The sequence below is a fragment of the Chloroflexota bacterium genome (genome assembly GCA_018648225.1).
Classification (GTDB): domain Bacteria; phylum Chloroflexota; class Anaerolineae; order Anaerolineales; family UBA11858; genus NIOZ-UU35.
In genome coordinates this window covers 1-21,525 of sequence record JABGRQ010000077.1, presented here as the reverse complement: position 1 = coordinate 21,525, position 21,525 = coordinate 1, and the positions used below count along the sequence as shown (strand labels likewise).

General features: G+C 52.1%; 15 protein-coding genes and 1 pseudogene. 7 read left to right on the top strand and 9 right to left on the bottom strand.

Features of this window, described 5'->3' with window-relative positions; genetic code table 11:
• Positions 1-10: 10 nt before the first annotated feature.
• Positions 11-2,848, bottom strand: a complete 2,838-nt coding sequence (locus HN413_06550; protein MBT3390053.1) for a molybdopterin-dependent oxidoreductase — start codon at positions 2,846-2,848, stop codon at positions 11-13.
• Position 2,849: 1 nt separating this feature from the next.
• Positions 2,850-3,734, bottom strand: coding sequence for a xanthine dehydrogenase family protein subunit M (locus HN413_06545; GenBank protein MBT3390052.1), 885 nt, complete (start codon positions 3,732-3,734; stop codon positions 2,850-2,852).
• A gap of 391 nt (positions 3,735-4,125) precedes the next feature.
• On the opposite strand from HN413_06545, the pseudogene HN413_06540 reads away from it, so the two are divergent.
• From HN413_06540 to HN413_06520, 5 genes and pseudogenes are all read left to right on the top strand, one after another.
• A pseudogene (locus tag HN413_06540) lies at positions 4,126-4,218 on the top strand (peptidoglycan-binding protein).
• A 593-nt stretch (positions 4,219-4,811) separates the two neighbouring features.
• Positions 4,812-6,194, top strand: a complete 1,383-nt coding sequence (locus HN413_06535) for a dipeptidase (GenBank protein MBT3390051.1) — start codon at positions 4,812-4,814, stop codon at positions 6,192-6,194.
• On the top strand, positions 6,191-7,072 hold the full coding sequence (locus HN413_06530) for a DUF1385 domain-containing protein (GenBank protein ID MBT3390050.1): 882 nt from the start codon (positions 6,191-6,193) through the stop codon (positions 7,070-7,072). The genes HN413_06535 and HN413_06530 overlap by 4 nt, the downstream gene beginning before the upstream one ends.
• Positions 7,073-7,323: 251 nt before the next feature.
• Positions 7,324-8,361, top strand: a complete 1,038-nt coding sequence (locus HN413_06525) for a hypothetical protein (protein ID MBT3390049.1) — start codon at positions 7,324-7,326, stop codon at positions 8,359-8,361.
• A 138-nt stretch (positions 8,362-8,499) separates the two neighbouring features.
• Positions 8,500-9,378: a phosphodiester glycosidase family protein gene (locus HN413_06520; protein ID MBT3390048.1), complete on the top strand. Its 879-nt coding sequence runs from the start codon at positions 8,500-8,502 to the stop codon at positions 9,376-9,378.
• Between the two features lie 62 nt (positions 9,379-9,440).
• Here HN413_06520 and HN413_06515 read toward each other — a convergent pair whose 3' ends face one another.
• Positions 9,441-9,860, bottom strand: a complete 420-nt coding sequence (locus HN413_06515) for a YjbQ family protein (GenBank protein MBT3390047.1) — start codon at positions 9,858-9,860, stop codon at positions 9,441-9,443.
• A gap of 76 nt (positions 9,861-9,936) precedes the next feature.
• On the opposite strand from HN413_06515, the gene HN413_06510 reads away from it, so the two are divergent.
• Positions 9,937-10,131 (top strand): thiamine biosynthesis protein ThiS, encoded by a 195-nt coding sequence (locus HN413_06510; protein MBT3390046.1) that lies wholly within the window; start codon positions 9,937-9,939, stop codon positions 10,129-10,131.
• A gap of 2 nt (positions 10,132-10,133) precedes the next feature.
• The gene (locus tag HN413_06505; protein MBT3390045.1) at positions 10,134-11,051 is read left to right on the top strand and encodes an adenine nucleotide alpha hydrolase family protein; all 918 of its coding nucleotides are present in this window, start codon (positions 10,134-10,136) and stop codon (positions 11,049-11,051) included.
• 3 nt (positions 11,052-11,054) lie between these two features.
• Here HN413_06505 and HN413_06500 read toward each other — a convergent pair whose 3' ends face one another.
• From HN413_06500 to HN413_06475, 6 genes are all read right to left on the bottom strand, one after another.
• A complete protein-coding gene (locus HN413_06500; GenBank protein MBT3390044.1) occupies positions 11,055-11,510 on the bottom strand; it encodes a response regulator in 456 nt (151 codons plus the stop codon).
• A 202-nt stretch (positions 11,511-11,712) separates the two neighbouring features.
• Entirely contained in the window at positions 11,713-14,298 is a 2,586-nt protein-coding gene (locus tag HN413_06495) for a PAS domain S-box protein (protein MBT3390043.1), read from the bottom strand.
• Positions 14,299-14,350: 52 nt separating this feature from the next.
• Positions 14,351-15,334 (bottom strand): ABC transporter substrate-binding protein, encoded by a 984-nt coding sequence (locus HN413_06490; GenBank protein MBT3390042.1) that lies wholly within the window; start codon positions 15,332-15,334, stop codon positions 14,351-14,353.
• 164 nt (positions 15,335-15,498) lie between these two features.
• Positions 15,499-20,652: a GAF domain-containing protein gene (locus HN413_06485; protein MBT3390041.1), complete on the bottom strand. Its 5,154-nt coding sequence runs from the start codon at positions 20,650-20,652 to the stop codon at positions 15,499-15,501.
• 29 nt (positions 20,653-20,681) lie between these two features.
• Positions 20,682-21,065 (bottom strand): response regulator transcription factor, encoded by a 384-nt coding sequence (locus HN413_06480; protein MBT3390040.1) that lies wholly within the window; start codon positions 21,063-21,065, stop codon positions 20,682-20,684.
• Between the two features lie 242 nt (positions 21,066-21,307).
• Positions 21,308-21,525, bottom strand: a 218-nt coding sequence (locus HN413_06475) for a helix-turn-helix transcriptional regulator (GenBank protein ID MBT3390039.1), incomplete at its 5' end; no start/stop codon positions are given.

The window sequence follows — 21,525 nt, the reverse complement described above, 5'->3', positions numbered from 1 at the left end:
ACCTGATTACCTAAACGCCTATTCCCTTCACAATTTCTTCTTGATCGACCGGCAAACGATCGATGCGCACACCCACAGCGTTGTAGATGGCATTCGTTATTGCCGGGATGGTGGGGATGCTGACAATTTCGCCAACCCCTTTCGCTCCATAGGGGCCATCAGTGGTGAGGTGTTCAACCACATATGAGATGATCTCTGGAGTCTGGGTGATGTTGGGCATGCGATAGCGCGCCAAATAGTCGGTGAAAGGGATGCCCTGCTCAACGATGAAATTCTCGGTCAGGGCGTGGCCGACGCCCATTACAACGCCGCCTTCGATTTGGCCTTGCAATCCCAACGGATTGATAACTTTGCCAACATCATTGGCAGCGATGACGCGCAGCACTTTTACTTCGCCGGTGCGCTTGTCTACTTCCACTTCGGTGGCCTGAGCCGCAAATGAGAAGGCGAAGTGCATATCGCCGCCCTCGCCCAGCGGGAGGGTATCGGGCGCCCAATATTCGTACATGGCTTTGGCCTGGCGACCCTCAGCCTGCATAATTTCGACGGCATCGCCCAGCGGGATTTGCTGCCCGTTCACACGCGCCAACCCTTCTTCAAAACGAATATTATCGGGCGGCTGATCGTATTTTTCGGCCAGCGAGGTAGCAATCGCTTCGCGTAAGGTTTTGGCAGCATAGCGCGCCGCGTTGCCAGTCACATAGGTCTGACGCGAGGCAGTCGTCGGGCCGCCATCGGGGGTCAGGTCAGTATCCATGACCAGAACTTTGACATTTTTCGGGGTGAGAGCAAATTCTTCAGCGACGACCATTTGCAATACCGTCACCAAACCCTGACCGAGTTCAGCGGAGGCAGTACGCACTTCGAGGGTGCCGTCACGGAATAACTCAACTTCGGCGCCAGCTTTATCGGGCGCGCCCCCACCCAGGCCGGTGTTCTTATAGGCCACGGCAAAACCCCAGGAGCGAACTTTTCCAGATTCAGCAGAATCAACTTTGGGCTTAAATGGCGATTCATAGCCATCCGCTTTGGCAAGGCGGCGCATTTCGGCATCTACCTTATCAATGCACTCTTCCAATCCAACACTCTCGCGCAACAATTGACCAGTGTTCGTTGTGCTGCCTACACGCAAAGCATTTTTGCGGCGAATTTCCACAGGGTCCATATCCAGCGCCTCGGCAATACGATCCATCAAATTTTCGATGGCAAACTGGCCTTGCAACGCGCCGAAACCGCGGAACGCACCCGAGGGAGGATTGTTGGTGTACATGGCGTAGCAGTCGGCGCGCATATGTTCGACATCATACGGCCCGGAGGAGTGCGTGGTGGCACGCCCCATGACCTTCTCGCCGAGTGAGGCGTAAGCCCCGGTATCGCCATAAAGTTCGGTGGAAACAGCCAAGAGACGCCCATCGTTCATCACACCGGCCTTGACATGGATTTGCGTGGCGTGGCGCTTGGGATGCACCATCAGGCTTTCGTGGCGGTCAAAAAGCAGTTTGACGGGCTTGCCAGTAGCATTCGCCAGCAGCGCAGCGTGAATCTGCCCAGCAATATCTTCCTTGCCGCCAAAGCCGCCACCCATGAGTTGGCCACGTACACGCACGCGCTCGTCAGGCCAGCCCAACGTCGCGGCGACCTGGGAACGGTCGGCGTAGGGAATTTGGGAACCGACATAGATTTCCATGCGCCCATTTTCGAGTGGGCGCGCCACAGTACATTCTGGCTCAAGGAAAGCGTGATCGGTGGTTTGTGTATAAAAAGTGTGTTCAAAAATATGGTCTGCCTCAGCAAAACCGGCATCCATATTGCCCTTACGAACTTTGATATGCTTGAGTAGATTGCCTTTTTCATGCAGGTGCGGCGCGTCGTCCTGACGGGCGCGCACGGGGTTGTCAATGACTTCCTGAGCTTCGAACTCCACCTCGATCAGGCTGAGAGCATGTTCGGCAATTGTTTCGCTTTCGGCAGCCACAACCGCGACGGCATCACCGACATAACGGGCACGCTCCCCTACATCAACTAGCACCGGCCAATCGGTAATCACAATGCCATGCCGCTTTTCGCCGGGGATGTCGGCAGCGGTCAGCACAGCCAGGACACCGGGGAGGGCACGCGCCGCGTCAACATCGAGGCGGGTGAGGATGCCGTGCGGAATATCGGCACGTTTGACACGCCCAAAGAGCATCCCGTCAAAAACAAGGTCGTCGGTGTAGATGGCCTCGCCGGTCACTTTTTCTACCGCATCCGGGCGGATGTTGAGATCGCCAACGGTGTGCAGCGGTTCAGCAGAGATGTCAATTTGGGGTTCAGGAACCGGCTCACCAGTACGCAGCGAATGGGCGGCGGCCAGAATCGCATTTTCGATAGAAGGATACCCGGCACAGCGACAGAGCGTATCTTTGAGCGCGTAGCGGATTTCTTTGGAGGTTGCTTTGGGATTTTTTTCGAGCAAAGCATGTGCGGTCATAATTTGGCCGGGAATACAAAATCCGCATTGGACCGCGCCGTGGGTAATGAAGGCTTCCTGAAGGGGGTGGAGATTTTCTCCCTCACCCCAACCCCTCTCCTCGCGGAGCACCCCCGCAGGGGGCAGGGAGAGGGGCACAGAGGTGAAGGCTGCCAAACCTTCAATCGTCAAGATTTCTTTCCCGTCGGCGCGCGCCGCGGGGTAGGTGCAAGATACTACCGGATCGCCATTCACCAGCACGGTACAGGCTCCGCATTCGGCTTCTTCGCAACCAATTTTGGTGCCGGTTAATTTCAGGCGTTTACGCAGCATATCGGCCAGGGTCTCGCCCGGCTGAGCTTCAATTTGAACTGGTTTTCCATTTACGGTTAAATTCATCTCAGTTACCCGCTTTCCCGGCATCGCGCCAGGCCATATTCAATGTATCTTCCAGCAAAACGCCCGCCATTTTTTGACGATATTCTTTCGTCGAGCGGTGGCGGCTGGTGCGGAAATTGGCTTCAGCTTGTGCCCCGTCAATCCCAGCCTGGATGGCTTCTGGGCCAAAGGTTTGTCCGCGCAAGGCGTCTTCGGCCTGACGCAAGCGGCGCGGCACTGGTCCCGATGGCCCGATCGCGATACGTACATCGGCGATGGTGTCCCCTTCTCGATGAAGCCAGACGGCGGTATTTAAGATAGCAATGGCAACTCCCTGAGGGCGCATGATACGCTTAAAGGCCGAGGCTTGCTGGATTCCCTTGAGGGGGAGATAAAACCCAACCAGGAGTTCCCCGCGCGGCTCTAGGGCTGAGCGTCCCGGCCCGAGGAAGAGTTCTTCCAACGGGAGGCGGCGAGTCCCGGCAGAGCTGGCGATCACAGCCTGTGCATCCAGCGCGACTAAGGCAATCGTGCCATCGGCAGCGGGCAGCGCGTGGGCAACATTGCCGCCTAAAGTGGCAGTATTGCGCACCTGGGGGCCGCCAACCAGACCACTGGCTGTAGCCAGCGCGGCGGCGTGTTGGTTTACAATTTTCGATTGGGTAATCTGGGCGTGAGGGACGGCAGCACCAATATAGAGTTCCCCTTCTCGAATTTCGAGTGCTGTCATTTCGGGGATGGCGGTTATATCCACAAGCGTGTGGACGGGGGCATGACGGCCCTGCTGAAGGTCGAGCAGCAGGTCGGTACCTCCTGCGATCAGGCTGGCATCACCGGGTGCGGCGCTGAGAGCCTGTAACGCATCTTGCACGGAACGCGCGTTATGATAGTTTTTCCAAAGGTTCATAGGGATCGGCGACCAGAAATATAATAAATCCGGCGGCACTTTTCGTCCAGGCTGGTCGGAACCCGACGCCGCCACAGAAAATGTCTGCGACGACCGCCGATCCAATATTAGGGCTATTTTAGCATGTTTCGATCGTTGCGGGGAGAATTTTTGAAAATAAACGCCGAATTTCCAAAAAGCGATATAATCTAGCTCGATGAAAAACTCTTCACAAAAGTCTCTTTTTTTCATATTGACATTATCGTTGCTTCTTACAGCATGTTCATTTTCGCTGTCTGAGCCAACGGTTGTCCCAACTGCCACAACTGATATGAAAACGGCTGTCGCCGAAGCCATGGAAACTGTTTCAACCGAATTGACCGAAACGGCCCAAATGGTAGTGCTTTCAGCAACATCAACGGCAACAGTCACCTTTACGCCCAGCCCCACGCTGACCTATACACCCACACAGACGTTTACACCCACAGCTACGGCGACCCCTACGCTGCTGCCCGCAAATTTCATCCCCGAAAACGCAATTTTGATTTATTTAGTCGCGCGAGATACCGGCGGCATAATCGGCTGCGGAGATACGTTAATTCAACTCTGGTCGGGGCATGTGCGCAGTGGCGATCTCGCTGCCGATCTTACGATCGCAATCAATACTTTGTTCCGGGCGGGGCAATATTCTGGCGGTCTATATAACGCTACGTACCCATCCAATTTGCAGGTGACTCAGATCATCTTTGATGGTAAACACACCGCCATTCACATGGATGGCAACTATGTTGTTCCTGTGGATAGCTGCGACGCCAGCCGTTACCGGTCACAGGTGTGGGCAACGGCAATGCAATTTGATGAAGTAACCAGCAATCTTACCCCCTGGGTGCGCTCAAAGTTGCTGGGCGATTTACTATCCATTCACACGGATGGCCGCCCGCAAGGAGCAGGCGAAGGCGACGAGGACGATTAAATATAAATACGCAAAGCCGCCAAGAAACAAAGTTGCAAAGAATTCGGTATTTTTCCCTTTGCGGCTTTGTCACTTTGCGCCCTTGCGTTAGCTTTTTTCAATATAGAGTTAATGGAGATTTATACATGAGAACAGAATTGCGCAATGCTGCGCTAAAGTATGCCCAGGAACAAAAACAACGCTTTCTGGATGATCTGATTGCCTTCTCGGCAATTCCTTCGGTATCCACTGACCCAGAGCGGGCTGCTGACGTGCAAAAAACCGCCAAATGGGTTGCCAACCGCCTGAAGGCGCTGGATTTTGCGAATATCAAGATTTACCCCACGGCACGCCATCCGGTTGTATATGCTGAAAATCTCTCTGCCGGAGCGGATGCGCCCACGGTGCTGATCTACGGCCACTATGACGTACAACCCGCCGAGCCGCTCGACAAATGGGATTCGGCCCCCTTTGAGCCACAAATACGCGGCGAAAATCTCTATGCCCGCGGCGCTTCCGACATGAAAGCCCAGGTTGACGCCACCATCAACGCGGCTGAAGCGATCATTCGTACCAGCAAACTTCCCGTCAATATAAAATTCATGATCGAAGGCGAAGAAGAAATCGGCTCGCCGAATTTACCCAAGTTCATGGAAGAATACAAAGACATGCTGGCTTGCGATTTCGCCCTCAACCCCGATACCGGTATGATCGCCCCAGGCCTGCCAACCATCACCTACGCGCTGCGCGGGCTGGCCTATTTCGAACTGCGTTTGTGGGGGCCTGCACACGATTTGCATTCAGGTGTTTTTGGCGGCGCTGTACACAACCCCGCACAAGTGTTGGCCGACCTGATCGCCGGGATGCATGATGAAAAAGGGCGCGTTACGTTGCCGGATTTTTACAACAGTGTGCGTCCGCTCTCTGAAGATGAGCGCGCCGAACTGGCCCGCCTGCCGATCACCGCTGAGTGGTTTATGCACAATACGGGCGCGCCTGCCCTGTTTGGCGAGGAGGGGTACACCCCCGTAGAACAAGTTGGTGCCCGCCCCACATTGGAAGTCAATGGCATGGTCTCCGGTTTCACCGGCGAAGGCTCGAAAACAGTGCTGCCTGCCTATGCGATGGCGAAAATCTCTTGCCGTCTGGTACCCGATCAGGACCCCGATGAGGTTCACCAACAATTATGGCACTATCTTGAGGAACACGCGCCCCCCACGGTTAGGTGGGAAGTCGTCGAGATGGCAAGCGCGCCCGCATCAATCAGCAGCCGTGATTCCCGCTGGGCGCAGGCCTATCTGCAAGCCGCCGAATCCGCCTGGAATGTCAAACCTCTCTTCAAGCGCGAAGGCGGCAGCGTTCCGGTCGTCACATCCTTCCAGGAAATTTTGGGCGTCGAATCGGTCAATATTGGTTTTGGCCTGCCTTCCGACAATATGCACGGCCCCAACGAAAAGTTGCACTTGCCTACTTGGTACACCGGCATTAATGCACTCATTCACTTTTTCTTCAATCTGGCGGGATCATGAGCGATAAATTACCCAGCTACGGGGGCCAGGCCGTTATTGAAGGCGTGATGATGCGCGGAGCAAGCTCAGTGGCGATTGCCATGCGCGATCCCGATCAGAAAATCATCATCCATACCGAAGAGCTTGGCGGCATCTATAAAAGTAAAATCTCAAAAATCCCCTTTCTGCGCGGCCTGATATTGCTCTGGGATGCGCTGGGATTGGGCATGCGCGCCCTGACGATTTCGGCAAACGCCCAAACCGGGGAGGATGAACAACTCGAAGGCCCGGCGTTGTACCTGACTCTGGCTTTCTCGCTGACGTTTTCGATCGTGCTCTTCTTCATCGCCCCGGCCACGGTGGGGAATTTGGTAGAGCGGTGGTGGGGCGTGCAACCCTGGGTGAGCAATTTGGCCGAAGGGTTTGTGCGGCTGGCGCTATTGATCGGTTATGTTGGTCTCATTGGCCTGATGCCGGATATCAAACGCGTCTTCATGTATCACGGCGCTGAACACAAAACCATCAACGCCTTTGAATGTAATATTGAACTAACGCCAGAAAATGTCGCCCAACAATCGATTGAGCACCCGCGTTGCGGCACCGCCTTTTTACTCACGCTCATGCTGCTCTCGGTGCTGATTTACTCGTTGCTCGGCAATCAGACCCTGGCAGCGCGGCTTTTGAGCCGTGTGGCGTTGATTCCGGTTTTGGCAGGTATTGCCTATGAATATATCCGCTGGACAGCCAATCACCTCGATTCGGCGTTCGTGCGCTGGATGATAAAACCCAATCTGGCCTTGCAACGCCTGACCACGCGCGAGCCTTCGCTGGAGATTATTGAAGTAGGTATCGCAGCCTTTGAGGCGATGCGCGCTAAAGAACTGGATATTGTCGTCTGACTCCCTGAAGTCGAGCCCAAAGGTTTGCAAAGAGAGCCGTGCTACTCTGTTCATACGGCCCCAAATTTGCTGAACGGATGGGTCCTCAGCCGAAAACTTTTAGGGTCACTATTTGTGACTGCTCAGCCTCAAACAAAAAGAGGCCAAAAAAGGGGGTGTGCCTGGGGGCGTACGCCCCCAGGCACACCCCCTTTTTTGGAATTCTATCTGCGAAGGCGTTAGCCTGAGCAGTTACCAATATTGAAGTGCTAATGCAAAAACGCAGAAACGACAAAAACCGCTCCCTGCGTGTGATTGTGTCCTCAATTTGGGGGCTGGTGCTGATATTATTCGTTGGCCTAGGCGCGGCGATTTGGTGGCAAAACGGAACCAATGCAGTCTTATCGCAACAGCCAATGCAGCTATCTTCCACACAGAATAACGTAGAAATTACCCCAGTCGTTGCATCTGTAACGCTTGAACCCAGCCCTACTCCCGTTCCAAGCGATACCGTCGTTCCCAGCCCAACGCCACTTCCCAGCAGTACCCCGCAACCCAGCGCAACCCTGAATTTTCCCACGCGTACGCGCAACCCATCGGCCACGCCGCGCACAACTTTGCCAACCGTGATCGGGCACTCTGTCAATGGCCGTCCGCTGGAAATCTTTGCCTTTGGCTCTGGCTCCCGCGAGCATTTGATTATTGCCGGGATTCATGGCGGCTACGAATGGAATACCGTTGCGCTGGCGGATGAGTTAATCGCCTATATCGGGCAGCATCCCGAAATCATCCCTGCGGACATGCGGCTCTATATATTACGCGCCTTCAACCCGGATGGCGAAGCGCGTTCCCACAATGTCGATGGCCGCGCCAATGCCAATGGGGTTGACCTCAATCGCAACTTCCCCGCCCTTTGGCAAGCCGAATGGTCACGCAACGGCTGTTGGGATTATGGACCGATCAGCGCCGGGCCACGCGCCGCTTCGGAGCCAGAAACCACTGCCCTGATGGATTTTATGCTCACACATCGAATCGAAGCGCTTATCAGTTATCACAGCGCAGCGTTAGGCATCTTTGCAGGCGGACAACCCCCAGATTCAGACTCAATCCGCCTGGCAGAATCCCTTGCCGCAGTGAGCAATTACCCGTATCCACCCATCGATACGAGCTGCACATTCACTGGGCAACTGATCGACTGGGCTTCAAATGCGGGCATCCCCGCGGTGGATATTGAACTCACCAATCACCGCGATACGGATTTCGAACAAAATTTCCGCATTCTTGAAGCGTTTCTGGAGTGGGAACAGTAGCAAAGACAACAAGGATAAGTCGTCACCCTGAGCGATCGCGAAGGGTCCTGCAAAGCGCAAAATTGCCAAAGTATTGAGTTTTTCGCTGCGCTAGATGCTTCGGCCTGCGATCTCAGTATGACATAATTAGAGAGTGTTATGAATAAAGTCAAGAGAGTTTTTACGCCCTGTTGCGCGATATTTGCGCTAGGGTTTGTTATTTTAGCCATCATCGGCGGGATGTGGTACGTGCGGCGCGTGCGCCCGCAACCCACACAGAAAATGCTCTATCAAGGCGTGGAATATATCCGTGATATTCGCAGTTCGCCGCGGCGCATGGTGATCCACGTTATCAAAATCGACTTGCGCGCCGAGGGCATTCGCCTGCTGGTTACGCCGGGAAATCCCGAGGAAGAATTACCCCTCAAGGCACGCACCACCTCCCAATTTCTGAATAATTTTGATCTGCAAATCGCCATCAACGGCGATGGTTTTGAACCCTGGCATTCACGCACTTTTTTAGACTACTACCCCCATGTGGGCGACCGCGTGGCCCCAATTGGTTTTGCGGCTTCTGAGGAAATCACCTATTCGCAAGATACTGATAAAGAACCAACCCTGTATCTGGCGATCAACAACGGGGCGCGCTTCAATGCCCCTACCAGCAAAATCTATAATGCCATCTCGGGCAATTTAATGCTGCTCAATAAAGGTGAGCCTATCGCCGGGCTGGAAGGTTCCCCCGAGCCGCGCACAGCCGTGGCACTGGATCGCGCCAATCGCTACTTGATCTTCGTGGTTGTGGATGGACGCCAACCGGGTTATTCCGAAGGAGCCACATTGCTGGAACTGGCTGAAATCATCGCCTACCACGGCGGCTGGACAGCCATGAATCTGGATGGGGGGGGCTCGTCCACAATGGTGGTGGAAGGCGCGCTCGGTGCGGATGTACTCAATTCTCCAATTAACAACAGCATCCCGGGGCGCGAGCGTCCGGTGGGCAATCATCTGGGGGTCTACGCCAGGCTGTTGAAGTAAAAATAGCCACAGAGAGCTCAGAGTTTTTTTTCTTTTTTTGGCGCTCTGTATTCTCTGTGGCTTCACTCCCCCAAAACTTGTACAATCAATTCGCGCCGCCGGGGCCGGTTATCAAAATCAACATAGATGATTTGTTGCCAGGTTCCCAGCGTCAGGCGTTGCTCAACAAAGGGAATCGTCAGCGAGGGGCCAAGCAGCGCGGCGCGCACATGCGAGTGACCGTTCCCATCGTGCCATTTTTCATTATGCTGATACTGGCGCTCGGGATTCACAATTTCATCGAAGAGGCGGCGCAAATCGCTAACACAGCCCGATTCGTACTCGATGGTCGTCAGGGCGCTGGTGGCCGAGGGGCAGAACACGGTCACGGTTCCACGCGCCAACCCCGAGCGACGCACCGCTTCTCCCACTTCGGGGGTAATATCCAAAATATCGGCATCTCCCCGCGTTTCCAATTTCAACACAATCGTTTCAACCGCCATCATCTCTCCTCACGGCTCAGGCTTATGCCTTCGCCGAAATAATCATCCCATTCCGCGGTAGAATGGGCGTATGTCTATGTCTGCAACGATTATATTACGCGATCAGGAATTTGAAATCAAAGCCGGGCAAACCGTGCGCTCGGCGCTCAGAAAACTTGAGATTCCCAATGAGGCCGTGCTGGCGACACGCCAGGGCGAACTACTTACGGATGATGAAATCATCGAGCGAAACGATGTGATTAAATTGATCTCGGTAATCTCTGGCGGGTAAATATGAACTGTCGCAAGTGTGACCAAAAAGCCGTGATCAATATGCGCCAGCACAAATTGGGGTTGTGCAAAACGCATTTTCTGCAATGGCTGCCGCAACAAACCGAGCGTTTTATTACCAAGTACAAAATGTTCAGCCGTGCGGATAAAATATTGGTGGCGGTTTCGGGGGGTAAGGATTCGCTGGCCTTGTGGGATATTCTCAACGAGGCAGGCTATCAGGCCGATGGGCTGTATATCGGACTCGGCATTGATGGTGGTCTGAATTATTCGGGGAAATCCCTGCGCTTCAGCCAAAAATTTGCCGAGGCGCGCGGCCTCAAATTGCACACCGTGGATATTCAACACGAATACGGCAGCAGCATCCCCGAGATCGCCGAGCGCACTCCGAAAGGGGTTGAAAAACCTTGTGCTGTCTGTGGCGTGAGCAAGCGCAATATTATGAACCGCGTGGCGCGCCAGCATGGTTACGATGTACTGGCAACCGGCCACAATCTGGATGATGAAGCCGCGATTTTATTCAGCAATACGATGCTCTGGCTGGGAAATTATCTGCAACGGCAAGGCCCGGTGCTGGAGGCCGCGCATCCAGGATTGGTGCGCAAGGTAAAACCCCTGTTTCGTTTTTACGAACGCGAAACCGCTGCCTATGCACTTTTGCGCGGCATCAACTATATTTACGAGGAATGCCCCTTTTCGATTGGCGCAAAGAGCATTTACTATAAAGAAATTCTCAACCGCATGGAGGCGGACCGCCCTGGCGCGAAATTAATTTTCTACCTTTCTTTTTTGCGCGCCCGCGAGCTGGGGCTCTTCGCAGAACCCCAGCGCACTACCAGCGAATTGGCTGCCTGCCCCAACTGCGGCCAGCCCACCGCATCGCCTGATCTGTGTGCATTCTGCCGCATGGTGGCTGCATAAAACCTAACTGTCAGTTTCCGGGGGTAATTTCACAATCGTCATCCAGAAACCTTCAATGGCTTTGATAACTTCCAGAAATTGGTTAAGATCAACGGGCTTGGCAATATAGCAGTTGGCGTGCAGGTTATAGGATTTAACGATATCTTCCTCGGCCTTGGATGTGGTCAGGATCACGACGGGAATTTGTTTGAGATGCGGGTCTTCTTTAATGATCGCCAACACTTCACGACCATCCATGCGGGGCAAATTTAGATCCAGCAAAATCAGATCGGGTCGAGTTGAATTCTGAAATTTATCCTCGTGGCGCAAAAAAGCCAGAGCTTCGGTGCCATCACCGACAACGTGTAAATTATTGCGCACCTTGCCTTCTTTGAGGGCCTCGATGGTCAGGCGCACATCACCGGGGTTGTCTTCGACTAATAATAATTCTACAGGACGGCCATTAGATTTCTCGCTCATCTTTACTCCTTTTCATAACTTGACAATGTATGCTCAAACTGTCATGCTCCCGAAGGACACCGTTCGTGCCGCGAGCACGCCGGTGCGAGACGGCCTCGGGACGGTGTGAGACCCCGCAGCGGCCGAAGAATCCCCGAGAACCTGATTTAGCAACCAGTTGTGCAGGGATTTCTCGCCGCAAAGCGGCTCGAAATGACATCATTTATTCAGTTTCCTGCAATATGGGCAGGGTGAAATAAAACGTAGCCCCTTCTCCGAGGTTCGACTCTACCCAGATGCGCCCATTATGCCGTTCAACGATACGCTTACAAATGGCGAGTCCGATGCCCGTTCCTTTGTATTCTTGCGCGGTATGCAATCGCTCGAAAATGGCAAAAATGCGTTCCTGATACTGGGGATCAATCCCAATGCCATTATCCCTGATATGAATCTGCCAGTGATCGGCCTTCCTTTCAGCGCCAATTTCAATGCGTGGGGGGGTGCTGTCATGAAACTTGAGTGCATTCCCAATCATATTCTGGAAAAGTTGCGTCATCTGGTTTTCATCGGCATAAACTATGGGCAATTCTTCTACTAAAATAATGCCGCGGTGTTCTTCCAGTAACGGCTGCAAATTAATATGCACTTTCCCTAAAACATCATCCAGATGTGTTTTCTTTAGTGGTGCCCCGCGCGTTCCAACGCGCGAGAAGGCGAGTAAATCATTGATAAGCTGTTTCATGCGCGCCGCCCCATCCACAGCAAAAGCAATAAATTCAAGACCCGCCTCATCCAGTTTATCGGTATAGCGGCGTTCAATCAGTTGCAAATAACTGGAGACCATACGCAGGGGTTCCTGAAGATCGTGGGAGGCCACATAGGCGAATTGTTCCAGTTCGGCGTTCGAGCGAGAAAGTTCCTGGGCTTTTTCAGCTAATTTTTGGGCGGCCTGCTTTCGATCCGAAATATCATCCATGATGAGCATCAATTGCCGGTTATCTTCCTGATCGAAAGGTATAAAACGGCAGTCCAGCCAGACTTGTTGATCAAAAGAGCTTGCGGTATGAACTTCCTGCCGGGTATCCGAACCGGTTTGCAAGGCGGCTTTCGCAGTCTCTAACAAGCCTGATTTTTTCCAGGATTGGATGTGATATATATTCTGTTGTAAGATTTGCTCCAGCGTTGCGCCAACGATCGTTGAAGCCGCTTCATTCGCCGTAATGCACTGGCCGGTGGCATCATAAACTGAAATTCCCAAAGGTGAAGATGAGATCAACTTTTGATTAAATGCCAGAGTCGCGGCAATGCGCTGCTCCATCTTTTTTCGATCTGTGATGTCGGTGGAAATACCCCCAACGCCAAAGGGTTGATCCGGCTCGAGGAACAGCGGGAAATTCGTGGTCAGATAAATATGCTCGCTGCTATCTCGATGAAGGATTCGCTCCTCAGCCTGAACGACCTCCCCGGCTTGCAGCGCGGCCAGGGCGTTGTGCCATAACACTTCGGCGGTATCAAAATGAAATAGATCATAGAGATTTTGCCCGGTATAATCATCCAGCGCCGGGATATCAAAATCGGCTAATTTGCGGTTCGCCAGGATGATATTGCCATCCAGGTCTTTAATCGATATCAGCGCGGGCGAATGATCCATAATCGCTTGCAGGCGCGCTTCACTGGCCCTGAGCGCATCGTTGACTTGCAAGGCGGCCAGTTGAGAGGCCTTCAACGCCTGCGTGCGTTCGGCGACTTTTTCTTCCAACGAGCCAAATAAACCTAACAACTCCGTCGCCATTTTGTTAAAAGAAACGCCCAATGAGGCAATTTCATCTTCCCCATGAATATCAACACGCTGCGAGAAATTGCCAGCCGAAATCTGCTGCGCGGCCAGCGAAAATTTTTCAATCGGGCGAATGATCTGGCGCACGATGGAAAAACCCAAATACGCTGATGTTAACAAGGCAATCAGCATGAGCAAAGCCACACCCAGCACCAATCGAATGGTTAGATTTAACGCGTATGAAAGTGGGCTTTCCGAGACCGCCGTCCAGGCAGACTCCCCCAAAATAACCTTTGCGCGCCCTCTCACCACTCTGGAGCCATCCAGGTCGGTGGTAATCCCATCGTCTTCGGGTAAAGCAATTGTTGTGCCCCGCAAAACGATGGATGGGTTGCGATGAGCAATCATTTCACCCGTGCGCCCCACAAGATAGAAATTATTATCCGGCGAAACATTCATTTCGGCGATCATGTCCCAGATAGCGCGAATACGCACCTCCGCGCTGAGCACGCCATCCACCAGCCCCGTGCGCACGTTCTGGATCGGTATGGCGATATTCATAAAAGGTTCGCCGGTTTCAGAATGAAAATGTACCATCCCATAATACGTTTCCCCGGTTTGGAGCGGCGTCAGAAATATTTCATCCTGTGAAAAATCGCGCAGATCAGATTCGAGCCGCACATCGTTATTCGCCACACGCACTCGCTCTTCTCCGTTGGCTGACAACAAGCTAAGTTCCACAAAGGCATCTTCACCAGCCTGTAAAAGGCGCAGCTTTTGGGTAATCTCCTCATTGCTCATCGTTGGGAAATAGTCCAGCTTTAAGGCTAAATGCGATTGCATTTCCAATGCTTCAAGAAAAGCTGTTGTTCGGATCGCGACGACCTCGGCGCGATGGCCCTGGTGCTCTATAGCCTGATCCAGTTGGAACGAGTAACTATACAGCGCGATCAACCCGCCTGCAATGAGCAAAGGAACGATGGAATATATCAGAAAAGAAAATGTCAGCCGTAAGCGAATGTTTTTTTTCACAAGGAGACTCCTCAATCCGGTGACTTTCACCAGGAATGACTCGCACAATCCGCTACTCGCGGATAATCTCGTCTGCCATTTGGATGATTTCGTCAGAGATATCCAAACCAATTTGATTGGCTGTATTCAAATTAATCAACATCAGCAGTTCCGGTTGTTCAACCGGGATCGACGAGGGCGCGATATCATCCAGAATCTGGCTGGCGATACGCGCGGCCTGAACGCCCGATGAATAAAAATCGGAACAAAAGGCCGTCAACGCGCCATTCCTTGCACCATTACAATAATTGACCGATATGGGCAACCCCGCGGCCAGAGCTTTCTCGATGTACAGGTCTGTCAGACCTACAAAGGCGCGCCCACCCACATAGTAGATGCCATCCACATCTTCGGGAATATTTTCAAGTAAAGCCAGTACCTGCTCGGGGGTGCTAACAGCCGATAAAACAAGTTCCACGCCCAGGTCGGCGGCTGTGATTCCCAGCGCTTCCACGGTGGGAGCCAGCGTATCTGAATCTTCATAGGGAACCCAAATTTTTTGGGCAATTGGAACCATCGTCACCAGCCAATCGAGGCGACGCCTACCACTTTCGATCGCGTCGCCACTGGCCAGCACACCGGTCATATTGCCTCCCGGCTGGATCAGGCTTTCCACAAAACCAGCCTCGACCGGGTCTCGCACGGCAGCAAAAACCACAGGGATTTGGGCGGCCTGGTTCGCTTCCATCACCGCTGTCGAAGCATCTGTGGTCACCGAAAAAATCATATCGACATCTGCGGCGATGAATTCCTCAACCTGAGCTGCCATTTCATCCGGTTCGCCCATTACCCCGGCGTAGATGTAGGTTATATTTTCACCGCTGGTAAATCCCAGGTTTTCCATCCCGGCCATAAATCCTTCAATGGCCGGGTCTGCGGATTCAATGGAATTGACCATACCAACGGTAATTGAGCGTGGGGGTGAAAAAACGGAGCAAGCCGCAAGCCCAAAAACCAACAAGAGCACAAGCAAAGAAGCGACAAAATATTTCGACATAACTTCCTCCAAATCCATCTGTATATAGAAAAACTTCGAGTTGGATGACATCCGCCACCCAGCTTTTCGTACATTTTCAGGGATTCTTCCTCGCTGCACTCGTCAGAATGACCTTTTTTGAGCTTTTTCCAAAATGATTCTCGGATGGATTCCCTGAGAACCATTTAAATCTCAGGTTGAGAATCAATGATCGCGAGAAAGGATACGACAACCGCTGGATCAAAATGAGAACCGGATTGTTTTTTCAAATGTTCAATCGCTTTTTGATGCGTCCAGGCTTTGCGATAGGGTCTGTCGGAGCGCAGCGCGTCCCAGACATCCACAATGGCAAAGAGGCGCGCCGCCTTAGGAATTTGCTCGCCGCGCAGCCCTTCCGGATACCCGCTGCCATCCCAGCGTTCGTGATGGTAATGAGGAATATCCAGGGCAGGCTGCAAATAGCGAATCGAACGCAACCATTCGTAAGCATATACGGGGTGCAAACGCATAATTTCCCATTCTTCATCTGTCAGCGGGCCGGGTTTTTGAAGGATATGGTCGGGAACACCCATTTTGCCAATATCGTGCAGGATCGCTCCCCGCCGCAGTTGGATCATATCGGCACCTTGCACATTCATCGCGCGTCCCAATTTCACAGCCAATTCGGTCACTCTGCGGGAATGACCTTCGGTTTCCTGATCGCGTAGTTCCAGGGCTTTGGCCCAACCCTCCAGGGTAGTATCGTATGCCAAAGAAAGTTCCATATTGGAATGTTCCAGCTTTTCAAAAAGATTCGCATTATCTACCGCAATCGCCGCCTGAGTCGCGATCGTATCAGCAAAATACTGCCATTGATGGTCAAGCTCAAAATCCTGTTGTTTAAACAACAATTCCAACACGCCTTTGATTTCACCTTTTGCAATCAGGGGCGTACCATAATAACCATGCAAACCTTCTCGCTCAAAAATGGCTTTGCGCTCAGGGTTTACACACGCTTGCTGGATATCTTTTGAGTGCATTGATTTTCCCTGCATGACAATATCGGCACCCAGGCTATTGGTGTAACGAATATTTTGCAGGTGAGAATTTCGTTCCCGATAGCCCTCGTGCGCAACCAATTTAAAGGAAGCTGTAGCCGAATCGAGCAGAATGATATTGGCCGCGTCGGCGGCGAGTTCTGTTTTTACGTGGCGCAAAACAACGCCCAATACAACTTGCAAATCCATGCTGCCGGTGATCGCCAGGTCGATTTGGTGCAACGCGTTCAGGAAAGCCAGTTGCTGTTGTTGTCCATCATAAAGACGTGTATTTTCCAGCGCCAGTGCAGCACGCTCTGCAAAAACAGAAACCAGGCGTTCATCGTCTTTTTGAAAGGCATTGATCTCTGCGCTTTGAATATCAATTATCCCGATAACTTCACCGTTGACGATTAACGGAATTGCCATTTCGGAACGCGCCGCCGCCCAATTGGGCACATAATTGGGTTGCTGAGTCACATCGCCGATATTGATAATTCGCTGTTCCCGAGCCGCGGTCGGAGCCAGCCCAGGGCCATCTAAATACAACGCTTTGCCACTCGAGACTTCTTTCGCATAAGGGCCAACGGCTGCCAGGCGTTTTAGCGCTCTCGTTTTGGGTTCAATCAACAACAAACTGCAATTCGATTGCCCAAACTCCGAGCGCAGTGTTTCCACAATCGTCAGACTTATACTTTCCAGGTCATTCGGCGCCGTAGTAAATAATGATCCTGATGCCCGATACAAACGCTCCATTTCGAAGGCCCGTTTTTGGGTTTCAGCGTTCAGGCGCAAATTCTGTAAAACGATTGCCAGTTGGCTGGCTGTCGTCATTAAAAACCGTTCATCCGCTGCCGTAAATGCGCTTTCCTTTTCGCTCTCGGCGTTCAACACGCCGAATACACGTTCACCCACCAGCATGGGCACGCATAGCTCTGAACGAATATCGGGATTCAGCTCAATATAATTTTCACACTCACGCACATCATCAATGCGGCCGGGTTTGCCATTTTGCGCCACCGTCCCTACCACGCCATTCCCTATACTGACAAATATTTCATCATCCTGTGTCAGAACTCCCTCACAATACGTCGCATACACTCGCAAACGCTGCTGATCGGGTTCCATGAGCAGCACTGTAAAATGATCCGAATAAACTTTCTCTCCCAGAATATTCACGAACTGAGCAATTAAATTTTCTTCGCTGTTGGCTTCCATACCTGCTATGGCGATCTTGTGCATAACGCTCAACTCATTCAATTGCTGCTGCAATGTACTCTCGGTTCGCTTGCGGGCGGTAATATCTTGTTTGATGGCAATAAAATGCGTAATTTCACCACGCTCATCGGTAAGCGGCGTAATTGTCATTTCTTCATGGTAGTGATTTCCGCTCTTGTTCTGGTTGATAATTTCGCCCGCCCAAACATTGCCGCCGGTAATCGTTGACCACATTTGCTGGTAGAACGACTCGTCGTGTTCGCCTGATTTCAGAACACGCGGATTTTGGCCCAGCACTTCAGCCACATCATACCCCGTTAGATCTGAGAACGCTGGATTGGCCCAAATCACTTCCCCTTGGGCGTCTGCGATCAGAACGGCGTTGGCTGCCGAATTTAAAGCTGCCGCCTGCAAACGCAATTGCTCTTCAGAATGCAGTTTTTCGGTGATATCGCTGAAGGTGAGCACGGCGCCCAAAATCTGCTGATTGAAAATGATCGGATTGCTGGCATAGGCTACCAAAAACGAGCTGCCGTCGCTGCGCCAAAAGACATCCTGTTCGTCGGAAACTGGCCGCCCGTTTAAAGTTGAAATGCAGATGGGGGCGGATACTGGAAAAGTATCACCAGCGGCCAAAGCAGGATGCACGATCGTATGCAGATTTTGCCCAACCAGTTCTTCAGGAGCGTACCCCAGAAGTTGAGCTGCGGAGGCGTTTGCAAAGGTGATCGTATTCTCCAGGTTTACGCCAATAATGCCCTCGCCAGCCGAATTGAGAATCAAATGGTGACGCTGGCTGAGTTCTTTTAAGCGATCATCTGCCAGCACGCGCGCGATCGCCGAAGTAATTTGGCGCGCTATCATGGCGACACGCTCAATCTCTTCGGCTGAAAACGGTTGCGCCGCGCCAATATCCAGCGCGCCAATCACTTCGCCGTCCGAAATCATTGGCGCGAAGACGGCAACCTTCAAGTCCAGGAGTTTCAATATTTTCGGGAGCCGTTTACCAATCAATGCCCGCGCACTCTCCGGTAGCGTTGGCGTATTCAGATATTCTTTCAAGTAAGTGAGCAGATCATCTTCGCCATCCAGCACACTGATTTTCTTGCCATAGAGCATTTTTTCGACCAAACTACCCTCGCGAATTGGAATCCGCACTTCCGGAATGTCGATGCCCAGGAACCTGGAAATACGTTCGGCAATCTTCCCCGGAAGGGCAAAATGCTGCGGACAAAGATATTGCCGATCTTCACTCAGTAAATATATTGTGGCGCTATAGCCCTGGAAAATGCGCTTTGTACCTTCATTCAACACCCCCAGGAGGTTTTCAATCGTGGCGCCCTGATTGAGGGCGTGGTTAATATCATTAATTAGCCCTAAATCTTCCGCCTGCAACTGAATAGCCTTTTGGGCTAACACGGATTCCGTGATATCGCGCACTGTCGCCAGAATTGCCGGCTGACCCTGCCAGGGAATGTCTACATACCGGGCATCAACAAAGAATGGCGGTTGAGCGCCGCCGTTATGCGCCAGCTCAATGATGTCGCCTTCCTCCAAGCTGACATCAAGCAATGTGCCCTGTAAACTGCTGCCGTTTGTGCCGAATATTTTTTCAGCTGAGGGGTTGGCGAAAAGAACAGTCTTCTGCTGGTCGAGTATCAGAATGCCATCGCCGCTCTCGGTAATGATGCGGCGAAAACGTGCCTCACTTTGCCGCAACTGGCGCGCATATTTCAGGTTTTGGGTGCGCAAGCTGTTGCGTTCCATCGCAAACGTGAGCGAACGGCTGAGCGATATTTCGTCATAGCCGCCTTTGAGCAAATAATCTTGCGCGCCCAATTGTAAAGCGCTCGTCGCCAGTTGTTGGTCGTCCAGACCTGTCATCACAACGATGGGCACATTTCCGGCGGCAGAAATCATTATTTCAATGGTTTCCAGCCCGCGGCTATCGGGGAGCGATAAATCGAGCAAGATGATGGCATAATGATGCTGCTGAAGCAGCTCTCGGGCATCTGCCAGACGGACCGCATGGTGCAGTTGATAGTCGTTGTCTGCAATTTCTTCCAGATACACCTGGAGCAGGCGCGCATCGGCGGGATTATCTTCCACCAACAGAATCAACTTGGAGGACGGTTCGGCATCAGCGGGGGTTGCTCCGCTGGCAGATTCCACTTGAACAGCCAGGTCAAGTAAACTTCCATCGATCCCCAAATTTGAACGCAGTTTCTTCTCGCCCTTGTGGGCGTACATGGCGGCATCGGCTTCACCCATCAATACTTCCAGGGAACGCGGCAGCAAAACCGACCACTCGGCAATGCCAATGCTAAAACTCAATTGAAAAGGTTCCCGACAATCAACATGGTAGGCTTGCCGCTCCTGCTCCAGGCGATCCAGAAGCAGGTCTTTATGATTTTCATGAGAATGAATCGCCAAAACTGCAAATTCATCCCCCGCCAAACGCCCAATAATATCGGCCTGGCGGAAGGTTTTTCGCAAAATCTGAGCGGTTGCCAAGAGGGCACGGTCACCCATCGAATGCCCATGCAGGTCGTTGATCTTCTTGAGACCATCCACATCAATGAAGAAGAACAACAGATCGGTTTGTGCGCGGCGCGCAACCCGAATCTGCTGTTCAGATAATGTCGTGAAACCCCGGCGATTATTCAGGCCGGTCAGGTCATCCGTAATTGAGATTTCCAGCAAGCGTTGTTTTAACTGGTGCCGCTCGTGCGCATAGCTGATGGCTCTGGCAAGAAATTTGGCGTCAAATTCGCCTTTGACCAGATAATCTTGCGCCCCGCTCTGTACAGCCTGCAACGCCAGCGCTTCGTCTTCGAGGCCGGTCAACACGATAACGGGCACTTGTGGCAATGCCTCACGCGCTGAAATCAGTGTGTCTAATCCCCGGCTATCTGGAAGGTTCAGATCAAGCAGCAAAATATCAAATCTTTGCTGTTCGTATTGAGCAATTCCATCGGCTAAACACGAAAAAACAAGCACATCATAATTCGCTGTGCGCTCACCTTGCATGGTTTCCTGAATGAAACGCACGTCTCCTGGATTATCATCAATCAGGCAAATACAGGTTTTTGGTTTTTTCATCATGATTGTGGCGTAGTTTTGCGCGACAGCGTTTATGGAGTGGCTGTTTTCTCAAGAAAAGGTTTAATTACCGGAATAAGATCAGAATACATATTCCGCTTGATAACATAACCATCTGCACCAGCAGCGGCTGCACCGATGCGATAATGGTCGTCCTCCTGTACGGTCACAATCACAATCGGAACCTCAGGGTATTTTTCCTTGATCATTTTTGTGGTATCCAGGCCGTTCATGCCAGGAAAATGGATATCCATCAAGATTAAATCAACCGTAACCGCATCCAAAATCCGGGTAGCTTCTTCCCCATTGCGGGCTTCAAGCATCACAATCCAGGGGTATTTCTTGCTCAACCATTCACGAATTGTTTTGCGAATGATGAAATGATCGTCGGCTATCAAGATAGAGGCTGGATTCATATTATTTTCCACATATAACTGCTCAGGCTAACGCCTTCGCAGAGAGAATTAGCTGAATTAGAAAGCTATCTTTATAAGCCAACTATAGAACAAGCGGGAATTTTTGTCTGTCACGAAAGGATGACGCTGGATGTAGTAAAAGTTTGACTCTGGCAACCGAACCCAAAAAACAGGGTGTGAGAATGCGGCCGCATCCTCACACCCTGTTTTTTGGGCTTTCGCTTTCGTTTGTATGGGTGAGATCAGCTCACTGACATCAAACCATGCTCTGCCGCATAGCGCACCAGACTGGCAATATCCGATACGCCCAATTTCCCCATCAGGCGGCTGCGATAGGTATTCACTGTGCTCAGCGATATATGCAAGAGTGTCGCGATTTCGGCGCTGGATTTCCCCTCGATAGCCAGGTGCATCACTTCACGTTCACGCGCACTGAGTTGTTCCAAAGGCGAAACCACCG

What these genes read in the sequence shown, in the direction of transcription:
- HN413_06550 (MBT3390053.1), bottom strand. Translation starts at nt 2,848, where the DNA reads ATGAATTTAACCGTAAATGGAAAACCAGTTCAAATTGAAGCTCAGCCG.
- HN413_06545 (MBT3390052.1), bottom strand. Translation starts at nt 3,734, where the DNA reads ATGAACCTTTGGAAAAACTATCATAACGCGCGTTCCGTGCAAGATGCG.
- HN413_06535 (MBT3390051.1), top strand. Translation starts at nt 4,812, where the DNA reads ATGAGAACAGAATTGCGCAATGCTGCGCTAAAGTATGCCCAGGAACAA.
- HN413_06530 (MBT3390050.1), top strand. Translation starts at nt 6,191, where the DNA reads ATGAGCGATAAATTACCCAGCTACGGGGGCCAGGCCGTTATTGAAGGC.
- HN413_06525 (MBT3390049.1), top strand. Translation starts at nt 7,324, where the DNA reads ATGCAAAAACGCAGAAACGACAAAAACCGCTCCCTGCGTGTGATTGTG.
- HN413_06520 (MBT3390048.1), top strand. Translation starts at nt 8,500, where the DNA reads ATGAATAAAGTCAAGAGAGTTTTTACGCCCTGTTGCGCGATATTTGCG.
- HN413_06515 (MBT3390047.1), bottom strand. Translation starts at nt 9,860, where the DNA reads ATGGCGGTTGAAACGATTGTGTTGAAATTGGAAACGCGGGGAGATGCC.
- HN413_06510 (MBT3390046.1), top strand. Translation starts at nt 9,937, where the DNA reads ATGTCTGCAACGATTATATTACGCGATCAGGAATTTGAAATCAAAGCC.
- HN413_06505 (MBT3390045.1), top strand. Translation starts at nt 10,134, where the DNA reads ATGAACTGTCGCAAGTGTGACCAAAAAGCCGTGATCAATATGCGCCAG.
- HN413_06500 (MBT3390044.1), bottom strand. Translation starts at nt 11,510, where the DNA reads ATGAGCGAGAAATCTAATGGCCGTCCTGTAGAATTATTATTAGTCGAA.
- HN413_06490 (MBT3390042.1), bottom strand. Translation starts at nt 15,334, where the DNA reads ATGTCGAAATATTTTGTCGCTTCTTTGCTTGTGCTCTTGTTGGTTTTT.
- HN413_06485 (MBT3390041.1), bottom strand. Translation starts at nt 20,652, where the DNA reads ATGATGAAAAAACCAAAAACCTGTATTTGCCTGATTGATGATAATCCA.
- HN413_06480 (MBT3390040.1), bottom strand. Translation starts at nt 21,065, where the DNA reads ATGAATCCAGCCTCTATCTTGATAGCCGACGATCATTTCATCATTCGC.